The 22,832-nt window shown below is 41.2% G+C and carries 22 protein-coding genes and 1 tRNA gene; 13 read left to right on the top strand and 10 right to left on the bottom strand.

Annotated features, from left to right (window positions below; translation table 11 throughout):
* Window positions 1-176: 176 nt before the first annotated feature.
* Window positions 177-1,085: a site-specific integrase gene (locus NQ505_RS16960; RefSeq protein WP_008999427.1), complete on the bottom strand. Its 909-nt coding sequence runs from the start codon at window positions 1,083-1,085 to the stop codon at window positions 177-179.
* A 223-nt stretch (window positions 1,086-1,308) separates the two neighbouring features.
* Window positions 1,309-1,382 (bottom strand) — tRNA-Asp (locus NQ505_RS16955).
* A gap of 152 nt (window positions 1,383-1,534) precedes the next feature.
* Here NQ505_RS16955 and NQ505_RS16950 point away from each other — a divergent pair.
* Both NQ505_RS16950 and NQ505_RS16945 read left to right on the top strand, forming a co-directional pair.
* Window positions 1,535-2,851: a pyridoxal phosphate-dependent aminotransferase gene (locus NQ505_RS16950; RefSeq protein ID WP_008999426.1), complete on the top strand. Its 1,317-nt coding sequence runs from the start codon at window positions 1,535-1,537 to the stop codon at window positions 2,849-2,851.
* A 94-nt stretch (window positions 2,852-2,945) separates the two neighbouring features.
* Window positions 2,946-3,536 carry a YqgE/AlgH family protein gene (locus tag NQ505_RS16945; RefSeq protein ID WP_032853627.1) on the top strand — a complete coding sequence of 197 codons (591 nt, stop codon included), beginning with the start codon at window positions 2,946-2,948 and terminating at the stop codon, window positions 3,534-3,536.
* Window positions 3,537-3,540: 4 nt separating this feature from the next.
* Here NQ505_RS16945 and NQ505_RS16940 read toward each other — a convergent pair whose 3' ends face one another.
* From NQ505_RS16940 to recR, 3 genes are read right to left on the bottom strand one after another with little or no spacing between them, the layout of a single operon-like run.
* On the bottom strand, window positions 3,541-4,077 hold the full coding sequence (locus NQ505_RS16940; RefSeq protein ID WP_008999424.1) for a GNAT family N-acetyltransferase: 537 nt from the start codon (window positions 4,075-4,077) through the stop codon (window positions 3,541-3,543).
* The gene (locus NQ505_RS16935; protein ID WP_008999423.1) at window positions 4,074-4,532 is read right to left on the bottom strand and encodes a hypothetical protein; all 459 of its coding nucleotides are present in this window, start codon (window positions 4,530-4,532) and stop codon (window positions 4,074-4,076) included. The genes NQ505_RS16940 and NQ505_RS16935 overlap by 4 nt, the downstream gene beginning before the upstream one ends.
* 26 nt (window positions 4,533-4,558) lie before the next feature.
* Complete coding sequence (recR, locus tag NQ505_RS16930) at window positions 4,559-5,176, bottom strand: recombination mediator RecR (protein ID WP_008999422.1); 618 nt, start codon at window positions 5,174-5,176, stop codon at window positions 4,559-4,561.
* Window positions 5,177-5,267: 91 nt separating this feature from the next.
* On the opposite strand from recR, the gene NQ505_RS16925 reads away from it, so the two are divergent.
* From NQ505_RS16925 to NQ505_RS16895, 7 genes are all read left to right on the top strand, one after another.
* Window positions 5,268-6,719 carry a sodium:solute symporter gene (locus NQ505_RS16925; RefSeq protein ID WP_008999421.1) on the top strand — a complete coding sequence of 484 codons (1,452 nt, stop codon included), beginning with the start codon at window positions 5,268-5,270 and terminating at the stop codon, window positions 6,717-6,719.
* Window positions 6,720-6,726: 7 nt separating this feature from the next.
* Window positions 6,727-7,332 (top strand): ribosome biogenesis GTP-binding protein YihA/YsxC, encoded by a 606-nt coding sequence (gene yihA, locus NQ505_RS16920; RefSeq protein WP_008999420.1) that lies wholly within the window; start codon window positions 6,727-6,729, stop codon window positions 7,330-7,332.
* Between the two features lie 14 nt (window positions 7,333-7,346).
* On the top strand, window positions 7,347-7,946 hold the full coding sequence (locus NQ505_RS16915) for a DUF4923 family protein (RefSeq protein WP_032853625.1): 600 nt from the start codon (window positions 7,347-7,349) through the stop codon (window positions 7,944-7,946).
* A gap of 98 nt (window positions 7,947-8,044) precedes the next feature.
* Window positions 8,045-8,440 (top strand): DUF1573 domain-containing protein, encoded by a 396-nt coding sequence (locus NQ505_RS16910; protein WP_004300420.1) that lies wholly within the window; start codon window positions 8,045-8,047, stop codon window positions 8,438-8,440.
* A gap of 105 nt (window positions 8,441-8,545) precedes the next feature.
* Window positions 8,546-10,534, top strand: coding sequence for an OPT family oligopeptide transporter (locus NQ505_RS16905; RefSeq protein WP_008999418.1), 1,989 nt, complete (start codon window positions 8,546-8,548; stop codon window positions 10,532-10,534).
* A gap of 6 nt (window positions 10,535-10,540) precedes the next feature.
* Window positions 10,541-12,097 (top strand): N-acetylmuramoyl-L-alanine amidase-like domain-containing protein, encoded by a 1,557-nt coding sequence (locus NQ505_RS16900; protein WP_008999417.1) that lies wholly within the window; start codon window positions 10,541-10,543, stop codon window positions 12,095-12,097.
* Window positions 12,098-12,099: 2 nt separating this feature from the next.
* Complete coding sequence (locus tag NQ505_RS16895) at window positions 12,100-13,017, top strand: PorV/PorQ family protein (protein ID WP_008999416.1); 918 nt, start codon at window positions 12,100-12,102, stop codon at window positions 13,015-13,017.
* Here NQ505_RS16895 and lipB read toward each other — a convergent pair.
* A complete protein-coding gene (gene lipB / locus NQ505_RS16890) occupies window positions 12,974-13,657 on the bottom strand; it encodes a lipoyl(octanoyl) transferase LipB (RefSeq protein WP_008999415.1) in 684 nt (227 codons plus the stop codon). The genes NQ505_RS16895 and lipB overlap by 44 nt on opposite strands.
* A 66-nt stretch (window positions 13,658-13,723) precedes the next feature.
* Between lipB and NQ505_RS16885 the strand changes: the two genes are divergently transcribed.
* The gene (locus NQ505_RS16885; protein WP_008999414.1) at window positions 13,724-14,563 is read left to right on the top strand and encodes a helix-turn-helix domain-containing protein; all 840 of its coding nucleotides are present in this window, start codon (window positions 13,724-13,726) and stop codon (window positions 14,561-14,563) included.
* A 136-nt stretch (window positions 14,564-14,699) separates the two neighbouring features.
* On the opposite strand, the gene NQ505_RS16880 is transcribed toward NQ505_RS16885, so the two are convergent.
* The 4 genes from NQ505_RS16880 to NQ505_RS16865 all read right to left on the bottom strand — a co-directional run bounded on the left by NQ505_RS16880 (window position 14,700) and on the right by NQ505_RS16865 (window position 20,149).
* Window positions 14,700-16,910 carry a heavy metal translocating P-type ATPase gene (locus NQ505_RS16880; RefSeq protein WP_008999413.1) on the bottom strand — a complete coding sequence of 737 codons (2,211 nt, stop codon included), beginning with the start codon at window positions 16,908-16,910 and terminating at the stop codon, window positions 14,700-14,702.
* Window positions 16,911-17,007: 97 nt separating this feature from the next.
* The gene (locus NQ505_RS16875; protein WP_008999412.1) at window positions 17,008-17,331 is read right to left on the bottom strand and encodes a heavy-metal-associated domain-containing protein; all 324 of its coding nucleotides are present in this window, start codon (window positions 17,329-17,331) and stop codon (window positions 17,008-17,010) included.
* A gap of 72 nt (window positions 17,332-17,403) precedes the next feature.
* Complete coding sequence (locus NQ505_RS16870) at window positions 17,404-19,626, bottom strand: TonB-dependent receptor (RefSeq protein WP_008999411.1); 2,223 nt, start codon at window positions 19,624-19,626, stop codon at window positions 17,404-17,406.
* Between the two features lie 124 nt (window positions 19,627-19,750).
* Window positions 19,751-20,149, bottom strand: coding sequence for a hypothetical protein (locus NQ505_RS16865; RefSeq protein WP_008999410.1), 399 nt, complete (start codon window positions 20,147-20,149; stop codon window positions 19,751-19,753).
* Between the two features lie 196 nt (window positions 20,150-20,345).
* On the opposite strand from NQ505_RS16865, the gene NQ505_RS16860 reads away from it, so the two are divergent.
* The 3 genes from NQ505_RS16860 (at window position 20,346) to NQ505_RS16850 (ending at window position 22,735) form a co-directional block, all read left to right on the top strand.
* A complete protein-coding gene (locus NQ505_RS16860) occupies window positions 20,346-21,431 on the top strand; it encodes a metallophosphoesterase (protein WP_008999409.1) in 1,086 nt (361 codons plus the stop codon).
* Window positions 21,432-21,505: 74 nt separating this feature from the next.
* Complete coding sequence (locus NQ505_RS16855) at window positions 21,506-21,739, top strand: YecH family metal-binding protein (protein ID WP_004306297.1); 234 nt, start codon at window positions 21,506-21,508, stop codon at window positions 21,737-21,739.
* 144 nt (window positions 21,740-21,883) lie between these two features.
* Window positions 21,884-22,735, top strand: a complete 852-nt coding sequence (locus tag NQ505_RS16850; RefSeq protein ID WP_008999408.1) for an RsiV family protein — start codon at window positions 21,884-21,886, stop codon at window positions 22,733-22,735.
* Window positions 22,736-22,832 lie beyond the last annotated feature (97 nt).

The raw sequence follows: 22,832 nt of genomic DNA, 5'->3' as shown, positions 1-22,832 counted from the left end.
TCAGTTTTGCAATACGCTGAAATACATACAGTTGAAGATTTCCCTATGTCTTACTGCATGAAAGGTAAGCACCTTTTTTATTTTGCAGATATCGGCCAACTCCTTAAGATAACTATTCAATTTTTGATTGCTCATTACAGGAAAAATAAGTTCACAATCCGCTTTTCTATAACGATTCAGTATTTCAACAGCAGGGGGAGTAACGGTATTCTTGCTAAATGTCCAGTTTTTGTTCTATTTTGCATAATCCATAAAGACCCATTTTTGAAACTAGATATATGACATTCAGACAATTTACGTATATCGGCATAAGACAAACCGGTATAAGAACTAAAAACAAATAAATCACGCACAAATGCTAATCTAGGGATAGTTATTTCTTTTTGCTTAATTCTCTCTAATTCAGACCACGTTAAATAGCGAATACCAATCTCTTCTCGTTTCGTATGATGATTTAAAAAGGGATTGAAATTAATTATCCCTAGATTTCGTGCTAACAATACAACTTTTTTTAAAATCTGCAGCATCTTTGCAGCCATGTTTATCCCTAATTTACAATCTGTCCTTAAAAAAAGTTCGTAATCATTTATAAAGCACATATCTAAATGACACAATTGTATATCAGTTTTACCTTGTTTTGCAATAAATTGTTCAACACGCCTGAACGCCAAATCATACTTTTTATATGTCGACATACTTATACCTTCTGATTTCGCCATTAAATAGGCATCATCATTATGCTTTCTAAAAATTGAAAGCAAAGTTTGAGGTTGCACTCCTAATTGTACAAAGCGCTGCTTCAACCCTTTTGCTGTTACAATTACACCTTCCACCAATGACTGACGATAATATGTAAATAAAGTAGCATGTACTTGTTCTAAAAAGACATTAACTTGACGCGCTTCATCCGTTTTACCTGAAGCACGTCCAAATTCAACACTCCACATCGAAGAGCATATATCTATAGGTAGATGTACATCTGTTCGCTCTCCATTAATAATAATTCGCATAACAACTGGCATTTTGCCATTTTTTCTAATAACACTACGTTTCAGATAAAAATTAATTTTAAATGTATGTTTCATAAAAGTTTGTTTTTTACAGATACAAACATACATACTTTACTTGTGTCCGAAAAACGACAAATCATGATTTTAAGAGACGATTTAACCACAAGAATATGGTCAAAATACCATAAAAAGAAAAGAACAAGAAACGTAATCGATTGATTATCAGCCCCTAATTTAAAAAACAGATAAAAAAATAACTCTCTGTAAATACCTGATTTACAGAGAGTTACAAGGTTCGCGGTGCGTACGGGACTCGAACCCGTGACCCCATGCGTGACAGGCATGTATTCTAACCAACTGAACTAACGCACCAAAATATTCACTTTAGCATCTCTCTCGATTGCGGATGCAAAGGTAGATATTTTTTTGAAACCTGCAATAGCTTCAGTATCTTTTTTCTGAAAAAGTGGGTTTATTAAGAATTATCGTGTACATTTGCAGCTACTAATAAAATAGAAAATAGAATGAAAAATACACCAATTGAACGACATCTGATTGATGAAACCATCAATGAGTTTCAAATTGTCGATTTTTCCAAAGCTACCATTCGTGAAGTGAAAGCTATTGCTTCAAAAGCAGAAGCAGCATCGGGAGTTGAATTTATTAAAATGGAAATGGGTGTTCCGGGACTTCCTCCTTCCGCAGTAGGCGTGAAAGCGGAAATTGAAGCGCTACAAAATGGCATTGCCAGTCTATATCCCGACATCAACGGATTGCCGGAACTAAAGAAAGAGGCATCCAACTTTATCAAAGCATTCATCAACGTAGATTTAAGCCCGGAGGGTTGTGTGCCTGTCACCGGTTCCATGCAAGGTACATTCGCTTCATTTCTTACTTGCAGCCAATGTGACGAAAAGAAAGATACGATTTTGTTTATCGATCCAGGGTTTCCGGTACAGAAACAGCAGTTGGTTGTAATGGGACAAAAGTTTGAAACATTTGATGTGTATGACTACCGCGGAGAAAAACTCAAAGAGAAACTGGAAAGCTATCTGAAAAAAGGAAATATATCAGCCATCATTTATTCAAACCCCAATAATCCCAGCTGGATTTGCCTGAAAGAGGAAGAATTACGGATTATCGGCGAATTGGCAACACAATATGATGTGATTGTTCTGGAGGATTTGGCTTATTTTGCCATGGACTTCCGCCAAGATTTAAGCAAGCCGTATCAACCTCCTTTTCAGCCATCGGTTGCCCATTATACGGACAATTACATATTGCTGATTTCCGGCTCGAAAGCATTCAGCTATGCCGGGCAACGTATTGGTGTAAGCTGTATCTCTGATAAACTATACCACCGAAGCTATCCGGGACTGACTAAACGATATGGTGGCGGAACTTTCGGAACGGTTTTCATTCACCGTGTGCTTTATGCACTTTCTTCCGGAACTAGTCATTCTGCACAGTTCGCCATGGCCGCCATGCTGAAAGCAGCGAATGAAGGACAATATAATTTCCTCAACGAAGTGAAGATATACGGTGAAAGAGCACAGAAATTAAAAGAAATCTTCCTCCGTCACGGTTTTCATCTGGTATATGACAACGATCTGGGCGAGCCGATTGCAGACGGATTTTATTTCACCATCGGTTATCCGGGAATGACCAGTGGCGAACTGGCGAAAGAATTGATGTACTACGGAGTCAGTGCTATTTCATTAGTAACTACAGGAAGCCATCAGGAAGGATTGCGCGCGTGTACCTCTTTTATTAAAGACCACCAATATGCTCAACTGGATGAAAGAATGAAACTATTTGCTGAAAATCATCCGATAGCCTGATTATTTGACATAAGATATTCATAAAAGCCATTCTTAAAATGAAAAAAAACGGAAAGAACGATTGTTATTCCGTTTTTTTTCTTACTTTAGTGGCATGAATATCGACTCTGACATATTTAAGATTCAATCGAATAATGTGTTGCCATCGAGAGGAAGGATTTTAATATCAGAACCTTTTCTACGTGACGCAACGTTTGGCAGATCCGTAATTTTACTGGTCGATCATACGGATGAAGGAAGTATGGGATTGGTTATCAACAAGCAACTGCCATTATTCCTTAACGATATCATCTTGGAATTTAAATACCTAGATGAGATTCCTCTATATAAAGGTGGACCTATTGCCACTGATACCTTATTTTATCTCCACACATTATCTGATATCCCCGGATCCATTTCTATCAGTAAAGGGCTTTATCTGAATGGAGATTTTGATGAAATAAAAAAATATATATTACAAGGGAATAAAATCAGTGAATGCATTCGTTTCTTCTTGGGATATTCCGGTTGGGATAGCGAACAGTTGAGCAACGAAATCAGAGAAAACACTTGGTTGGTGTCCGAGGAAGAGAAATCATATCTGATGAAAAACAATATTAAAGATATGTGGCGAAAAGCTTTAGAGAAGTTAGGCAGCAAGTATGAAACGTGGTCACGTTTCCCACAAGTGCCTACTCTCAATTAATATCTCATTTCTTAGGATTCAAACATTGGAGAAGCAATGCATCTTTGTAACAACCCTCCACCTGCAACCAGTTTTTTAATAATCCGCATTGAACGAAACCACAAGAGGTGAACAGTTTTACACACACTTTATTATCCGTCATGACATGTGCATAGAGTTGACTTAAAGACAGAAAATCAAAAGCATATTCACAAAGTAATTTCAATGCATCAGTAGCATAACCTTGTTGCCGATAATCCTTATGGACGGCAATCCCTACTTCTCCCCGCGAATGAAGGGGCACAAAATCTGTTATATCAATTGTACCGAGTATGCACTGGTCAGATTTGCGTACAATCATCAGCCGCAATTGCTTATCAGCAAACACATCGCACTGTGAGCCTTCGATGTATTGACGAAGCACATAACGGGAATAAGGAACCGTAAAATTGCTAATATCCCACATGGAAGGGTCATTTTCCATCTCGTACATAATGTCCATATCTTCCGGTTCTACTGCACGAAGATAAATACGTTCGTTCATTAAGAAAGATTGTCTCATAGTTTCTCATCTTTTGCAATGTGAAGCTCATTACGTAATCTTTTCTCACTGGGAAGACAAAAAAGTGATGCTGTCAAACCAATCAGCATACAAAGATTGCCCGTACTGCTCAATGTCAGATAGTAACACAAAAGATTCACTACAATAGCTACCTCAAGTACTCCCAAACGAACAATGTTCCATTGCACATATCGCTTCAAAGCAAGCGTGATAGTCATATGATCTATCTTCTTTTTAAGCACCAAGCTAAACAATTTAAGAGAAAGAGGTACACACAAAGCCGTGAGCAAAATGCCGATTGTCTCAAAATAGTAGATAGCTTGTGCATTATCTACCAAACCTCCTACGGGAAAGAGTTCGAACTCTCCTGCCCCAAGCAAAAAAGCCGGGAGCACCCAAAAGAAAACATAACTAATATTCAAATTTCTAACAGCTCGTTTTATCTGTTCTTCCATGTTCGTTCTTAAATTATTAATAATGATTATACTGTTCCGGTAAAAAGTGTCCGGTTTACAATGCTACGCCCCAGGGTTACTTCATCGGCATATTCAAGTTCATCGCCAACTGATATGCCACGGGCAATGACACTTAGTTTCACGCCCAGCTTATCTAACTTACGATAGATATAGAAGTTGGTAGTATCACCCTCCATCGTGGTACTTAAAGCCAGAATAACCTCTTTGATACCACCTTCAGTTACCCGCTGCACCAGACTTTCAATCTGAAGGTCACTCGGTCCGACTCCATCTATTGGAGAAATAACTCCTCCTAAGACATGATAAAGTCCGCGGTACTGCTGTGTTGCTTCCACTGCCATTACGTCACGAATATTTTCCACTACACAAACAGTGGAAGCATCCCGTTGCGGATTGGCACAAATCTGGCAAGTTTCAGTATCAGATATATTATGACACACCTTGCAATACTTCACCTCACGTTTCAAAGTTATAACAGAATTCCCGAAAGCTTCCACAGTAGCCGTATCCTGACGGAGCAAATGCAGGACAAGCCTCATAGCTGTCTTACGCCCGATACCCGGAAGTTTGGAAAATTCGCCGACTGCCTTTTCAAGCAGTATAGAAGGATATTGTTGGTTCATAGATAATAATTACTGTTCTATCGATAAAACCTTGCAAAGATACAGATTATTGTTTTTAATACCTACAAAAATTGCTACCTTTGCATCTGTTATGATGATACTTGTCACTATTATTTGCTACTTTGCGGTATTACTACTAATAGCCCGTATCACCGGACGCAAAGGCGGATCGAATGCAGCGTTCTTTAAGGGAGAAAACCAATCACCTTGGTATATAGTCTCATTCGGAATGATTGGCGCCTCTATCTCCGGAGTCACTTTTGTCTCTGTACCGGGAATGGTGCGCGGAATGGATATGACTTACATGCAAACGGTACTCGGTTTTTTTTTCGGATACATGGTTGTAGCCCACGTCTTACTTCCTTTATATTATAAGCTAAATCTGACAAGTATCTACGGGTATATCGGTTCCCGTATCGGATTGCGTGCCTATCGCACAAGTTCTTTCTTCTTTCTACTGTCACGCATGTTGGGAACCGCAGCCAAACTTTATCTGGTCTGTCTCATTCTACATACTTATGTATTTCAGGAAATGCATGTCCCTTTTTGGCTGATTGCAGTCGGCTCTGTTACACTGGTATGGATATATACTCATAAAAGCGGGATAAAAACCATCGTGTGGACAGATACCTTACAAACATTTTGCCTGATTGCCGCCCTGATTTTTATTATCTATTTTACGATTCAAAGATTAGACCTTGATTTCAGCGGTATTGTCCAAACAATCCAAAGTAGTGAACATAGCCGTATTTTTGTATTTGATGACTGGGTATCGCGGCAAAACTTCTTCAAACAATTCTTCAGCGGTATCTTCATCGTTATCGTGATGACCGGACTAGATCAGGATATGATGCAAAAAAATCTTTCCTGTCGAAACCTTCGGGAAGCACAAAAAAACATGTATTGCTACGGCTTCTCATTCATTCCATTAAATTTCCTTTTTCTATGCTTGGGAATTCTATTGATAACATTAGCGGGACAAATGCAGCTCGAACTGCCGGCTATGAATGATGATATACTACCCATGTTTGCAGCGCAAGGCTATCTGGGGCAACCCGTATTAATTCTCTTTACAATCGGTATTATCGCAGCAGCTTTCAGTAACTCGGACTCCGCTCTGACAGCAATGACAACCAGCGTATGTGTAGACTTGCTGAATACCAGGAAAGACACAGAAGAAGTAGCGCGTCGCAAAAGGGATAAGGTACATTTACTGCTATCGATCTTATTGGCATTCTTTATTTGCCTCGTAGAAATGCTCAATAATAAAAGTGTAATTGACGCCATATATATCATCGCCTCCTACACGTACGGTCCCCTACTCGGAATGTTCGCTTTCGGGCTCTTTACCCGAAGACAGACAAATGACCGGTGGGTCCCTCTGATAGCCATCCTATCACCACTACTCTGTTATCTTGCCGACTGGTGGATTGGAAAAGAAACCGGATATAAATTCGGCTATGAATTGCTAATGTTAAATGGAACGCTTACCTTTGCGGGCTTAATGTTGATGTCTAAAAAGGAGCTACAAAGAAATAAATGACAAGAAGATGGAAATAACAAGTGCTGAATTTGTGATTAGTAATACGGACGTGAGGAAATGCCCGGCCGGAATTTTCCCGGAATATGCCTTTATAGGCCGTTCAAATGTGGGTAAATCAAGTCTTATCAATATGCTGACTAACCGTAAAGGACTGGCTATGACTTCCGCCACTCCGGGAAAAACAATGTTAATCAACCACTTCTTTATCAATAAGAACTGGTACCTCGTCGACCTTCCGGGATACGGTTATGCCCGGCGCGGACAAAAAGGAAAAGATCAGATACGTACCATAATCGAAGATTACATCCTGGAACGGGAGCAAATGACCAATCTTTTCGTCCTGATAGACAGTCGGCTGGAACCTCAAAAAATAGACCTGGAGTTTATGGAATGGCTGGGCGAGAATGGTATTCCTTTCTCTATCATCTTTACCAAAGCCGACAAGCTCAAAGGTGGACGTTTAAAAATAAATATCAATGCCTACTTACGTGAGTTGAGTAAGCAATGGGAAGAACTCCCTCCTCACTTCGTTTCTTCCTCGGAAGACCGTATGGGACGTACAGAAATACTCAACTATATCGAAAACATAAACAAGGATCTCAATATTAAATGAAAAAAAGAATGAAAATGAAAAAGAGTTTTTTATCGATTGCCTTTATGGCAGTATTTATGCTAATGGCGACTAACAGCCAGGCACAATCATGGTCAGATTTATTAAATAAGGACAACATTTCAAAGGTAGTGAATGCCATAACGGGAAATACCGAATCTATCGATATGACCGGAACATGGAGCTATAAAGGTTCGGCTGTAGAATTCGAATCGGACAACTTGCTGATGAAAGCAGGAGGAGCAGCTGCAGCTACTATGGCTGAAAGCAAACTGAACGAGCAATTAAGCAAAATAGGTATTAAAGACGGTCAGATGAGTTTCACCTTCAATGCCGACAGCACTTTCACCAGCACAGTGGGTAAGAAAACACTGAAAGGAACTTATTCCTACAACGCTTCAACCAAACAAGTAGACCTGAAATATCTGAAACTGCTGAATCTGCATGCAAAAGTTAACTGCAGCTCCAGTTCACTGGAATTACTGTTCAACTCGGACAAGCTACTGAAACTGATGGCTTTCATCGGCAGCAAAAGCAACAGTAGCGCACTGAAAACAGTTAGTTCACTCGCTGATAATTACGACGGAATGATGTTGGGATTCCAACTCTCAAAATAGCAAAAGAGAACCGTTTAATACTATTTCGCACTCTATAAAGTATATTTTAGGGGAAAAAGCATTATCTTTGGCATTTATAATCAAAAAGAGAAGGAAAAATGAAAAAGATACTTTTTTTAATGACCCTGTTAGTAATGGGTGTAAGTTTTGCATTTGCGCAAACAAATGCAGATATCAAGTTTGACAAAACAACTCACGATTTCGGTAAGTTTTCTGAAAACAGTCCAGTTGTCAGTTGCACATTTACCTTTACTAATATCGGTGATGCTCCTTTGGTAATCCATCAAGCTGTAGCCTCATGCGGATGTACAGTACCTGAATATACAAAAGAGCCCATCATGCCGGGCAAAAAGGGAACAATCAAGGTGACTTATAACGGAACAGGCAAATATCCGGGACATTTCAAAAAATCAATCACCTTGCGTACCAATGCCAAAACAGAGATGGTAAGATTGTATATCGAGGGCGATATGACAGCAAAAGATGCAAAGTAGGAAAAAATAGACTATTACATAAAGGAGAATCTTTCGGTTCTCCTTTTTTTTTGTTTACTTTGAGGACGGAAATGTAAATTGACACATTAGCAAATTATAAAAACTATGAAACAAGAAGAAGACAAATTCACCGGGTTACCCGAGAATGCGTTCAGAGAGTTGAAACCCGGGGAAGTGTACAACCCGTTGATGGGTCCCTCAAAAAATTATCCGGAAGTTAATATCTGGTCAGTTGCATGGGGTATTGCCATGGCAATCCTTTTTTCAGCCGCCGCTGCCTATCTGGGGTTGAAGGTCGGACAGGTATTTGAAGCCGCTATTCCGATTGCAATCATTGCCGTAGGAGTTTCCGGAGCTGCAAAAAGAAAAAATGCGTTGGGAGAAAATGTTATTATCCAATCTATCGGAGCTTGTTCTGGTGTCATTGTTGCCGGAGCGATCTTTACCCTCCCCGCTCTTTATATTCTTCAAGCCAAATATCCCGAAATGACAGTTACTTTCATGCAGGTATTCATCAGCTCCTTACTGGGTGGTGTATTGGGTATCCTGTTCCTGATTCCTTTCCGAAAATACTTTGTTAGTGATATGCATGGAAAATATCCTTTTCCGGAAGCAACGGCTACTACACAAGTGCTGATCTCCGGAGAAAAAGGGGGCAGTCAGGCTAAACCGTTATTGATGGCAGGTATGATCGGTGGATTATACGACTTCATCGTAGCCACATTCGGATGGTGGAACGAAAACTTTACCACCCGTGTTTGCAGTGCCGGAGAAATGCTCGCAGAAAAGGCAAAGTTAGTATTCAAGGTAAATACCGGTGCTGCTATACTCGGTTTGGGATATATCGTCGGACTGAAATATGCTTCCATCATTTGTGCCGGTTCATTGGCTGTATGGTGGATTATCATTCCGGGAATGTCTGCTATCTGGGGAGACAGTGTATTGAATGCCTGGAACCCGGAAGTTACATCTACCGTAGGAATGATGAGTCCGGAAGAGATATTCAAATATTATGCCAAGAGTATCGGTATCGGTGGTATTGCTATGGCAGGTGTGATTGGTATTATCCGTTCCTGGAGCATCATCAAAAGTGCTGTCGGACTGGCTGCTAAAGAGATGGGTGGCAAAGGAAATGTAGAGAAAAGCATTATCCGCACGCAGCGGGATCTTTCAATGAAGATTATCGCTATCGGTTCGATCATCACATTGATACTAATCGTATTATTCTTCTACCTCGACGTTATGCAAGGAAATCTGTTGCATACATTGGTAGCTATCGTTTTAGTTGCAGGCATCTCTTTCCTGTTTACCACAGTAGCCGCTAATGCTATTGCCATTGTAGGTACTAACCCGGTTTCAGGAATGACATTGATGACACTGATTTTGGCTTCCGTAGTAATGGTAGCTGTCGGTCTGAAAGGTCCTTCGGGTATGGTTGCCGCATTGGTGATGGGTGGCGTGGTATGTACTGCACTGTCAATGGCAGGAGGTTTCATCACCGACTTGAAGATTGGGTACTGGCTCGGAAGTACACCCGCCAAACAGGAAACATGGAAGTTTCTGGGAACTATCGTATCAGCTGCAACAGTGGGTGGTGTAATGATTATCTTGAATAAGACATACGGATTTACAAGTGGCGCACTGGCTGCTCCACAAGCCAATGCAATGGCAGCCGTTATCGAACCGTTGATGAGTGGTGTAGGCGCACCCTGGTTGTTATATGGCATCGGTGCTGTCTTAGCGATTATTCTGACTCTTTGTAAAATTCCTGCATTAGCTTTCGCGCTGGGTATGTTTATTCCATTGGAACTGAACGTACCATTGGTAGTGGGTGGAGCTGTTAACTGGTTTGTGACAACCCGTAGCAAAGATGCAACTCTGAATACGGAAAGAGGGGAAAAAGGAACCTTGTTGGCATCCGGTTTCATTGCCGGAGGTGCATTGATGGGAGTAATCAGTGCTGCAATGCGCTTTGGCGGAATCAATCTGGTCAATGAAGCATGGTTGAACAATACTTGGTCTGAAGTGTTGGCATTAGGAGCATACGCATTATTGATTCTTTACTTTATAAAGGCTTCAATGAAAGTTAAATAATTAATTATGAGGAGACTATTATCCATCATAGTATCACTTATAACTGCAATAACATTTGCACAACAGCCCGTCGAGCTACCTTTGTGGCCCGACGGTGCTCCCAATTCCAGTGGGTTAACTGGAGAAGAGCAGGAAGTGCGCCCCCATTTTGTCACCAATGTCACATACCCCACTATGACGGTCTACCATCCGGAAAAGCCAAATGGAATGGCCATTATCATGTGCCCCGGAGGAGGTTATCGTGGACTTGGTATGGATGGAGAAGGGTATGATATGGCCCCCTGGTTTTGCGAACAAGGTATCACCTATATTGTGTTAAAATACCGGATGCCGAACGGACATTGCGAAGTCCCCATATCAGATGCCGAACAAGCAATTCGCATGGTACGGCAACATGCCAAGGAATGGAATGTCAATCCTCACAGGGTAGGAATAATGGGAGCCTCTGCAGGAGGACATTTAGCTTCTACAATCGCCACTCATTATAATTCGGAAACACGTCCGGATTTTCAGATATTACTTTATCCGGTGGTCACGATGATGCAAGTCACCCGGGGAAATACAAGAGAGGCATTGCTCGGTAAGAATCCCACGATGGAACAGATACAGAAATTCTCTGCCGAACTGCAAGTAACTCCCGATACTCCGCAAGCATTTATAGCTATTACCTCCGACGATCCTTCTGTACCGCCTTATCATGGAGTAAATTATTACCTTGCTTTACAAAAAAACAAAGTCCCGGCCACTCTCCATGTCTATCCTACCGGAGGACATGGCTGGGGATTTCAGGACAGTTTTAAATATAAGCAACAATGGACACAAGAATTGGAGAAATGGTTGCGCGATGGTGTTGTATTCCCGGAAGATTCGGAACCTATGTTACGAATCGGGAAATCTTACCTGGGAACCAAATATGTGGCCAACACATTAGACCAAGACGAAAAAGAAGCGCTAGTGATTCGGACTGATGCCGTAGATTGCCTCACTTTTGTAGAATATACACTTGCACAGGCACTCGGTTCTTCCTTTGCTAACAATCTGCAGAAAATACGCTATCGGGATGGAATCATCAACGGATATCCTTCCCGGTTGCATTACACTTCTGAATGGATTGAAAACGGCGTTCGCCACGGATTCCTCACAGATATTACTGCCAAGAACAGTCTACATACAAATAAGTTAGCTCTTTCATATATGTCTACTCACCCCTGGCAATACAAAAAATTGGCTGATTCGCCGGGAAATGTACTACAAATGGCCGAACATGAAAAAGCAATCTCCGGAAAAGTTGTACATTGGCTGCCGAAAAGCGAACTGCCGGAAGCCGGATTTCCCTGGATCATGAATGGAGACATTATTGCCATTACAACGAAAGTGTCCGGATTGGATATAGCTCATGTGGGAATAGCAGCATATAGACATGGAAAACTGCATCTGCTACACGCTTCTTCTACATTGGGAAAAGTAGTTGTCAGCGATGAACCTCTCAATCACATGCTAAACAACAATAAATCGTGGACAGGCATACGTGTTGTCCGGATGTCTCACTCTAAAAATAACTGATTATGAAACGAGTAAAACATTTCCTTCTCGTCTCGTGCTTATTCCCCACCTTGTTGGGAGCACAAGAAATGGCAAACGCCTACTTTCTGGAACTTACTCCGGACGCCCAATCGGCAGGTATGGCAGGTACAGGATTAGCTACCACCGATAACGGTAGTACAGCTATCTTTCATAATGCTTCTACCATCGCTTTCTCACAGGAAGTAATGGGTGCGAGTTATTCATATGCTAATATTGACAAAGACTATGCGCTACATAGTGCCTCTCTTTTCTATCGGATCGGAAGGGAAGGCATACATGGATTTGCTATAGGTTTCCGGCATTTCAAAGATCCCAAAGTCTTTGATTACCGTCCGCATATATGGGATCTGGAAGCTGCCTATTTCAGAAATATAGCCAAGAATCTATCGATGTCATTAACGTTCAGATACCTGCAAGCCAAAGCCGCAGAAGGTGTGGACACCAAGAATAGTGTTTGCTTGGACTTCGGTGCGACTTACTATCGCAGCATGGCTCTGTTGGACGAAATGGCTTCCTGGAGCATTGGTTTCCAAGCTGCCAACTTAGGCAAAAAACTGGATGGACAGAAGCTACCCGCCAGATTAGGCTTAGGAGGTACGATCGACCTGCCATTCAGTATAGAAAATCGTTTGCAGGTTGCGCTCGACTTCAATTACCTGCTTCCTTCTGAAATCCGTCATTTACAGGCCGGTGTAGGAGCCGAATATAACTTCCTGAAATATGGAGTTGTCCGTGCAGGATACCATTTTGGAGACAAAGACAAAGGAGTAGGTAACTACGGCACTCTAGGCTGCGGAATTAACTTCTGGCCGATACGTGCTGACTTCTCTTATGCCTTGGCTGATAAGGATTGCTTTATGCACCGCACCTGGCAGCTGGGAGTTGGAATAGTTTTCTAAGCTCATCTTCGAGGCGTTGCTTCACTTCGTCCATCGGCACATCGTGCTTTAATTCCTGACGAAGAGAAGTGACGCCTTTATCTATAAACCCACAAGGGTGGATATAGCTGAAATAACGTAAATCCGTATTCACATTCAAAGCCAGTCCGTGCATAGTGACAAAGTGACTACTCCTCACTCCGATAGCACAAATCTTACGTGCACGGGGCGTATCACCCTCCAGCCACACTCCTGTCGCTTCCTCTAAACGTCCGGCTTCAATGCCATAAGAAGCACATACACGAATCACCGCTTCTTCCAACAGATGAACGTACTCTTTCAATCCTAACTGAAATTCTTCAAGATTCAGTATCGGATAGCATACCAGTTGTCCGGGACCATGATAAGTGATATCCCCTCCCCGATCAATATGATAAAGAGTAGCGTCAATAGCTTTCAGCTGTTCATCACTCAACAGCATATTATTTTCTTTCCCGCTACGCCCTAATGTATAAACATGGGGATGCTCGCACATTACGACACGATTTTCATAACTCCCGCCCTGAACTTTTGCCCGGACAATATCATCAAACCATTCTGTCTGCCGTTGCCATGCTTCGGCATATGGGATTAAATTCCAATCAAGAAAAACTGTTTTCATAAAAACAAAGGTAAGAAATAAAAAGAAAATGTGTACATTTGTTGGCCTAATATAACAAACACAACTATGAAAATGGACTTTCCACAGGTAGACTTGCCTACCGAAGTATTAGCATGGACGAATGTTACGGAAGACATTCTCAATATTTATAAGCAATCTTGTCGGTTGCAGGCATGTATTGTTGCCATCTGCACCGAAGGTTCGATGAAAGCCTCCATCAATCTGCTTGATTATGAAATTCGTCCTAATGACCTGATAACATTGTTACCGGGAACAATCATCCAGTTTCGGGAGAGAACAGAAAAAGTATGTCTTTGCTTTGCCGGTTTCTCTGCCTATTGTGCCGGACGAATCAATCTGATGAAGAATATTGGTAATGCATATCCCAAACTGATAGAGCAACCGGTGGTTCCTCTTAATGAAGAAGTAGCCAGTTATCTGAAAGACTATTTTGCTCTATTATCACGGGCTAGTTGCAATGAGAACTTCGAAATGGATTCCGAATTGGTTGAGTTATCCCTTCAGACTATCCTGACAAGTATACGACTGATATATCATAAATTTCCGGGTGAGAACAGCAGTTCAAACCGCAAAAAGGAAATCTGCCGGGAATTGATTCAAGCCATCACCGAGAATTATAAGAATGAACGTCGTGCACAATTCTACGCCGATAAACTCGGAATATCTCTTCAGCATCTAAGCACAACTGTGAGACAAGTGACAGGTAAAAGTGTATTGGACACCATTGCTTATATTGTAATCATGGATGCCAAAGCGAAACTGAAAGGCACTAATATGACTATCCAAGAAATAGCTTATTCTCTAAACTTCCCCAGTGCCTCATTCTTTGGTAAATATTTTAGGCGGTATGTAGGAATGACGCCATTGGAATTCAGAAACAGATAATTCCTATGAAGAGCGATAGAGGATAAAATAATGAACAACGAATTGCAAAAAAACGAACGGTGAACAAATTGCGCATGATCCGCAAAGTATTCACCGTTTATTATTTACTTACAGTTTGTTTTTTACAGTCGCTTACTCATTTTCTTCCCAAGCTCAATGAATTGAGCACTACACTCACACTGGAGAAGGCCATTGCAGCACTTGCCAACATCGGATTCAATAACAAACCGTTTAATGGGAACAAGATACCGGCAGCAATAGGAATGCCGATCAGATTATAAATAAACGCCCAGAAAAGATTCTGATGAATCAGTTTGACTGTCTGCTTTGACAGCTGAAAAGCTTTAGGAAGCAGCAATAAATCCGATGTCATCAAAGTTACCATAGCTACGTCCATAGCAATATCAGTTCCTTTCCCCATGGCAATGCTAACGTCAGCCAGTGCCAGAGCCTGCGAATCATTGATACCATCTCCTACCATAGCGACTTTCTTTCCCTGCATTTGAAGCTCACGCACAAATTCGGCCTTATCGTCCGGCAGAGCGTCAGCGACAAAACGTTCAATCCCTAAACGGGAAGAAACAGCTAATGCCGTCCGCTGCCCGTCACCCGTCAACATACAAATGTCAATACCTTGACGTTTCAGTTCTTTTACTGCTTCGGCAGAAGTAGCCTTTATCGGGTCAGAAACAGCAATGATAGCCAATAATTCGTTTTCGCGTCCAAAGTAGATGATGCCATTACCATCCGATTCATAGCGAACCAGCATTTCAGCCATCACATCATTTACTGTCGCACTGAAATCTTTTAGGAGTTTATGACTACCTACCCAGTAGGTATGTCCCTCATAAGAGACTTTGATTCCTTTTCCCGTAATACTTTCGAAACTGTCCAATACAGCAGGTTTTATCTTCTCCTCATCCTGAAGTGCAGAAACGATAGCACCGGCAAGCGGATGCTCCGATTTCATTTCCGCAGCTAAAAGCACATCTTTGAAATGAGGTTCCTGCGATTGTGCCCATAACCATCCGGTAGCAGTAGGGTGTCCTTCAGTCAATGTTCCGGTTTTATCCAGTACAACGACATCCACTTTACGCATTTGTTCCAAAGCTACTGCATCTTTAATCAAAATATGCTGGCTGGCAGCTTTGCCTATTCCCACCATCAATGCAGTAGGCGTAGCAAGTCCCAAAGCACACGGACAAGCAATGACAAGGACAGAAACAGCCGACAGAATACCATAAGAGATATATTCACTACCACCGATGGCAACCCATAAAACAAATGTCAGGATGGCAATACCCAATACGACAGGTACGAAAATTCCAGTAATACGGTCGACGATACGTTGCACGGGAGCTTTGCTACCCTGTGCTTCCTGCACCATGGAAATGATGCGGGCAAGCACCGTTTCACTGCCTACCTGTGCGGCATGTATAATAAACGAGCCACGCTGGTTGATCGTTCCTGCCAAAACTTTATCGCCTTTCTTCTTTTCCACCGGAACCGGTTCACCACTAATCATACTTTCGTCAACATACGAATCGCCTTCGGAAAGCTGACCGTCCACTGGTATCTGTTCTCCCGGACGTACAACAACCATATCACCTATCTGGAGGTTCTCGATCAAAATCTCCTCTTCCACTCCATTACGCAGAACCCGGGCAACTTTAGGCTGCATTCCCATCAACTTGCGAATAGCAGTCGAGGTATTGCCTTTAGCACGCTCCTCCATCAATTTTCCGGTAAGAACGAAAGCGATAATCACCGCAGAAGCCTCATAATAGACGTGCGGTTCCAATCCACGATCATACCAAAATTCGGGGAAGAAGGTATTGAACAGACTGAACAGAAAAGCGATGGAAGTACTAAGTGCAACCAGAGTATCCATATTGCTCCGTCCCAGTTTAGCCTGTTTCCAAGCTCCGGTAAAGAAACCACCTCCGAAAAAGACCATGACAGGGATAGCAAGTACCATTTGAATCTCATTAGAGTATGGTACATGCATCAGTATCATGGAAAATACCAGCAACGGTACTACGAAAATCCAAGCCCCAATCACCTTCCACTTCAAACGAGTGTAACGCTTATGCTGCTCCTCTTCCCGGCGTTCTTCCTTGTGGGCTTCTTCCACAATCAGATCATAACCTGCCGCAAGCACAGCCGCACGGATTTCCCCGGGAGTCAGCTGATCTTTCTCATAAGAAACGGCCAATGTATTGGTAGCAAAATTAACGGAAGCCTCAATGACTCCCGGCAATTTTTTCACTGTTTTTTCTACATTATTGGCACATCCTGCACAATGCATATTAAGTACAGGAAATGCCTTTTTTATTGTGTTACCCATATAATTATTATTTACGGTCTTCCCTTCCTCCCGGAAAAGAGTCGGGGAAGAACCATTGTTTGTTTATAGAAACAAGCTAATACAGGTATTTGTTCAATTACTTCTTATCAGTCTTCTGATCGTCTTTCTTTGTTTCTTTTACAAATTCAGCTTCATAATTGAACTTATTAAATCCAGCTTGCAAGTTCTTTACATTCGTTTTTTCAGCATCATACGTGATAGTCACCATTCTAGTTTTTACTTCGGTCGCAATATCCTTCAATCCTTTTTCAAAACGCATATTGTCCTTTACTTTCTTTTCGCATTTCTCACAATGCATCTGGGACACTTTAAATACGACTACACGAATATCTTTTGCCAATACAGCTGCTACACTCAAAAGAGCCACCACGCAAGTGGCCATCCATCTTTTTGTTTTCATTTTTCCTATCAGTTTAAAATTAGTATTCTTTATTTTCTATGCGATCGTTTCGCTACTCACTATTCCTAGTTTTTACTCACTATTCCTAGCTAAATTAAAACGTATTCCGATATATCCTTTTGCCCCGTGTACCGGTCCCCATATCATAGTGGAATCAAAGTTGCTTCCCCAAGGATTTGCCGCATCGATAATCGGATTCTTTTGTTTGAAATTGGTCAGGTTCTCGCCTCCCACATAGATAGACCAGCGGCGGAAATAACGTGTCACCTGTAAGCTCAACTGCTCAAAACTACCATAACGACGTTCCCAGGACAACTGTCCATCTCCCAATTCATAAGGAGTAGGCATCCTACCTCCACCATTCAGTTGCAGTGTTGCATCAAACTGCCAAATCCCCAGCGGAGTCTGGTAAGAAGCAGTGAGCAAGCCTTTGTATTTGCTGGTTAGAGGTTTCTCCATTCGCACCCCCTTGTAAGTCGTTTTTGCATCCGTGAGTCGGTAAGCTCCTGTCAAGGTGAATCCTTTGAAGAAAGGATAACTTGCTTCCACCTGGAATACATGCGAGTAAGAACGTCCATTCAAATTATAGAAAGCCACTTCATGAGGGTTGCTATCCATATCCACTATTACTTGTTTCAAGAAATCTGTGTAATAGTATTCTGCATTTACATTCAGCGTTTTGCCGAATATGGGAATATAAGTAGATACACTGGCACCATAATTCCATGCTTCTTCCATATCCAGATTCTTAGCAATTTCTACCTTACGACTACTGGAAAGCAGATAATTGTTTTCTGCCAGCACATGATTGGTACGATATCCTTTTCCGGCAGAAAGACGGAAGTTCACATAATCATTCGGATTGTATTTAAGATGTGCACGCGGAGTCACAAAGAAACCATGTTCGTTACTGTAGTCTCCACGCAAACCCGCCATCACCATCCATTTATCATTCAGGTTCAACGTATATTGCACGTATGCACCGGGAACAGCTTCCTTTTCAAAGGCTTTGAGAGGATTATTCGTATTATTCTCCAAACGATAATGCTGGTCGTAAGCATCATAATTGAAGCTTAATCCTGCAGAAAAGCTGTTCTGCGGATTAAATTCCGTTTCAAACATCAGCGAAGCATAAACGTTGGTTTGATCCACATTATACAGTTTGCGTCCATACGTAGCATCCTGATTGTGCAAAGTGGTGGAAAGAATCAAAGCCAGATTCGTATTCTTCTCCTTATTAAATATGTAAGCGTTCTTGGTGAAGAATTCATAACGTTCTGTATCAATCCCCACTTTATATAAATCACCGGAGTGTATTGCCCCTCCATGATTGGCCTGTCCGCTGGTACGTGTTTCGGAAAGAGCTTTGATACCTGCCTGAAAAACATAATGGTCGCCCATATATGCCCATCGGTTCCACACATTATACTGTTCTACTTGAGGAATATCCACAAATCCGTCATCATTGCCATCATGCGCTTTAGTCTCATTCTCATAATGTGCCAGCAAAGAAGTGCTCCATCGTTTGGAAATTTTTAATGTAGCATCTGCATTAGCTTCATACCGGTTGGTAGTGCTTGCAAAAAGATTGGCAGATACCCAATCGGCTTCCGGCAACTGCGGCTTCTTAAATTCCACGTTAATCTGTCCTGTGATGGCTTCATAACCATTCTTTACAGAAGATGTTCCTTTGGAAACTTGTATACTCTGCATCCACGGACCGGGAACATAACCTAGTCCATAAGGAGAAGCTGCCCCACGATAATTCGGAATGTTTTCCGTCAACATCTGCACATAAGTGCCGGACAGTCCCAACAATTTAATCTGCTTGGCCCCTGTTGCTGCATCAGAATAGCTCACATCTACCGAAGGATTGGTCACAAAACTTTCACCCAGATTACAACAAGCAGCTCTACTCAATTCAGCACTGCTTATCATATCTTCATTCATCACGCTACTGCGTAATTTCATCGTTCCCAGTTTGCGAGTGACAATATTCACCTCATTCAATTCCACTCCATCACGAAGCACAATATCCAACTGCTGATTTTTACTGTTCACATGAATGGTATCATTCTGGAAACCAATAAAACTGATTATTAACATGTGGCTTTTGGAAGGTTTTACAATAGAAAAGCTACCATCTTCCTTAGTTGTCACTCCTTGTCCTGTATTCATCCAGAACACATTTGCACCCGGAATAGCCTCCCCGGTACTATCTTTCACTGTTCCCCGTACTTGCGCATATAGATTACCGGCAAATAACAGGAACAGTCCTATTATCATATATTTCATTCTTTCTAAAGTTACTTTCGAGATACAAAATTAATTCATTTCTCATGCAACTTAGTTGCATCCAGTTTCGCTTTACTTCCATATTCGATAGAAAGCAAAGGAATAAATAAGAAAGAAATAGTGGCTAAATAATATAAGTGGAATATAACGCCAGCTTCTGCCTCGAACAGAGAGGTGGCGGAGAGGTCAGACTATCATATTCTACCGGTTTATCCGCATAAGTCGGAGTCAACAGATAGCAAAAATGCTCACACAAAAGATCGACTACTAAAGCTGATGTTGTCAGTTCAGTAGTATGTTTCATCAAATCGAGCTTATAGATAGTAGCCGTACAACCTTTATCTTTACAACCTTTTTTTGAATCACAAGTATGAGTCTTTTTACACTTCGGACAGCCTGTATCACAACAGCTCTGCACCGTTTCACAACGGGCACAGCAATAACGCACAATAGAGACTCCACCTCCTGAATAGATAATCAGGAGAGAAAGGATCAGTTCTGTTATGTAGGCTAGTCTTTTCATTTCAGAGGACAAAGATAAGAATAAAAACAGATTTTCCTATCATTTTTCGTAATTAAGATTCAATCGATCCGATACAGACACATTCTCTTTCCTTTATTTGGCTATTTTAGAGTCATATCAGCACTATTAACTCTTTTTACTCAACAATAAAACCTATCTTTGCCCCAATAAATTCTCTGATTTTTAAGTAAACACTATGCTTACATATTTACTCATCATTATCACTCTTTATCTGGCAGGTAATGCCTACATATTTATCAGAGCAAAGCAAGCTCTGAAAGTTAAATCTCTCGGAGTAAAAATATTCCTGACCGTTTTATTCTGGATATGTGCTTTATCCTTTTTCGGCACGATGCTGGCTCGTAACCTTGAGATGCCTGTCTTTATCTCCCATTCGATGTATACCATTGGAACAAGTTGGTTGATATTTACTCTATACATGGCATTATTCCTGCTTTTGTTTGATCTCTTGAAATTATTCAAAGTTGTCTGCAAATATAGGTTCTATCTGTCTTTAGTGTTCACGTTGGGATTACTGGGATATGGGGTATATAACTATCATCATCCGGAAACCAATGTAGTCAGCATTTTAACCAATAAACAATATGAAGATACTCCCCAAGCAATTAAAATCGTCGCAATCAGCGATGTTCACTTGGGAAACGGTACAGGGAAAGCCGCATTAAAAAAATATGTGGAAATGATAAATGCGCAGCATCCCGACTTGATTTTGATTAGTGGTGACTTAATTGATAATAGCGTTGTACCTCTTTATACAGAGAATATGGCGGAAGAATTGGGCGACTTGAAAGCTCCTATGGGTATCTATATGGTTCTCGGCAATCACGAATACATTAGCGATATCGATGAAAGTATCCGATATATTAAAAGCACTCAAATACAATTATTGCGCGATTCAGTAGTTACACTTCCCAACGGCATACAACTGATAGGACGTGATGACCGTCATAACCACAAGCGTCATTCCCTGCAAGAGTTAATGGTGAATGTCGATAAAAGCAAACCTATCATTTTATTGGATCACCAACCCTTTGATTTGGAAAAAACGAAAGCTGCCGGCATCGACCTGCAATTCAGCGGGCATACACACCACGGACAAATATGGCCTATTAATTGGGTGACCGACTATATCTTCGAGCAAAGCCACGGTTATCGCCAATGGGGAAACAGTCATGTGTATGTATCTTCCGGATTGTCCCTTTGGGGACCACCCTTCAGAATAGGAACGCATAGTGAAATGGTTATTTTCAATTTTCAATGAATATTATGCAGTTTTGTCACATATGTTACAGTTTCTAAGCAATCTCTGCCCTATCTTTGCAGAAAAAAAAGATTATGGAACAATTACATGCTCATGAAGTCCTCCACATGATGGAAGGAAATAGCTACTCGGAATCATCATTGCGGGAAGCAATCATTAAGAAGTTTGGCTCACAGCAACGTTTTTATGCTTGCTCGGCAGAAAACATGGATGTAGATACCCTTATCGAATTCCTGAAAATGAAAGGGAAATTTATGCCAGCTGAAGATGGATTCACAGTAGATATCACTAAAGTTTGCAAGCATTGATTGGCGGATAATATCCGCCAATCCCATTATAGGGAATAAATAGCTGCATTTTTTTCTGTTTTTATTAGCCCGGTTCACGAATTTCATCTATATTTGTCAATAGTGAATGATAAAACAAATGTTGAATTTACAGAAAAAACGGGTATGAAAAAACAATATGTCAGTCTGCTTGCAATTATACTTTCGGTAAGCGGCTTTTTGTTTTCTTGTCATGACAAGATGAACAAAAACACAGGTGCGTTACAGTTTGATAGCATTCAAGTGAATGAGACAGCACACCTCTTCAGTGATACAGCCAAACCGGCCTGCAATATTATTATTAATTTTGCCTATCCGATAAAATCATCGGATGATATGCTGAAAGACAGTCTGAATACTTATTTCATTTCGGCCTGTTTCGGAGATAAATACATCGGCGAAAAACCGGAAGAAGTTGTAAAGCAATATACCGAGAATTATATCAGCGAATACCGTCGCGATCTCGAGCCTATGTATACCGAAGATGAGAAAGACAAGGAAGACGAATCTTCCATCGGTGCCTGGTATTCTTATTATAAAGGTATAGAAAGCCATGTGCAACTGTATGATAAAGATCTACTTGTATATCGCATCGACTATAACGAATATACCGGAGGTGCACATGGAATTTACATGGCAACTTATTTAAATATGGACCTCACCCTGATGCGTCCGCTCCGCCTCGATGATATTTTTGTCGGAGACTACAAAGACGCATTGACCGACCTGATCTGGAATCAGCTCATGGCAGATAACAAAGTGACCACTCACGAAGCATTGGAAGATATGGGATATGCTTCCACCGGGGACATCGCTCCGACAGAAAATTTCTATCTAAGCAAAGAAGGAATCACCTTCTATTATAATGTATACGATATCACTCCTTATTCTATGGGACCTGTAAAGGTAACAATCCCATTTGCTATGATGGAACATCTATTAGGCAGTAACCCGATTCTGGGAGAGCTAAAAAATTAAAAATCATAAAAAGCTGAACACCAATGAATATCCTGTTGTTATCACTTCCATGTGACAGAATAGGATATTCATCCACATCTATCATTCAAAACTTATA

The sequence above is a fragment of the Bacteroides sp. D2 genome, assembly GCF_025147085.1.
In the GTDB taxonomy this organism is placed as follows: domain Bacteria; phylum Bacteroidota; class Bacteroidia; order Bacteroidales; family Bacteroidaceae; genus Bacteroides.
The sequence above is the reverse complement of the archived record's forward strand: the minus strand, read 5'-3'. Positions and strand labels throughout refer to the sequence as shown.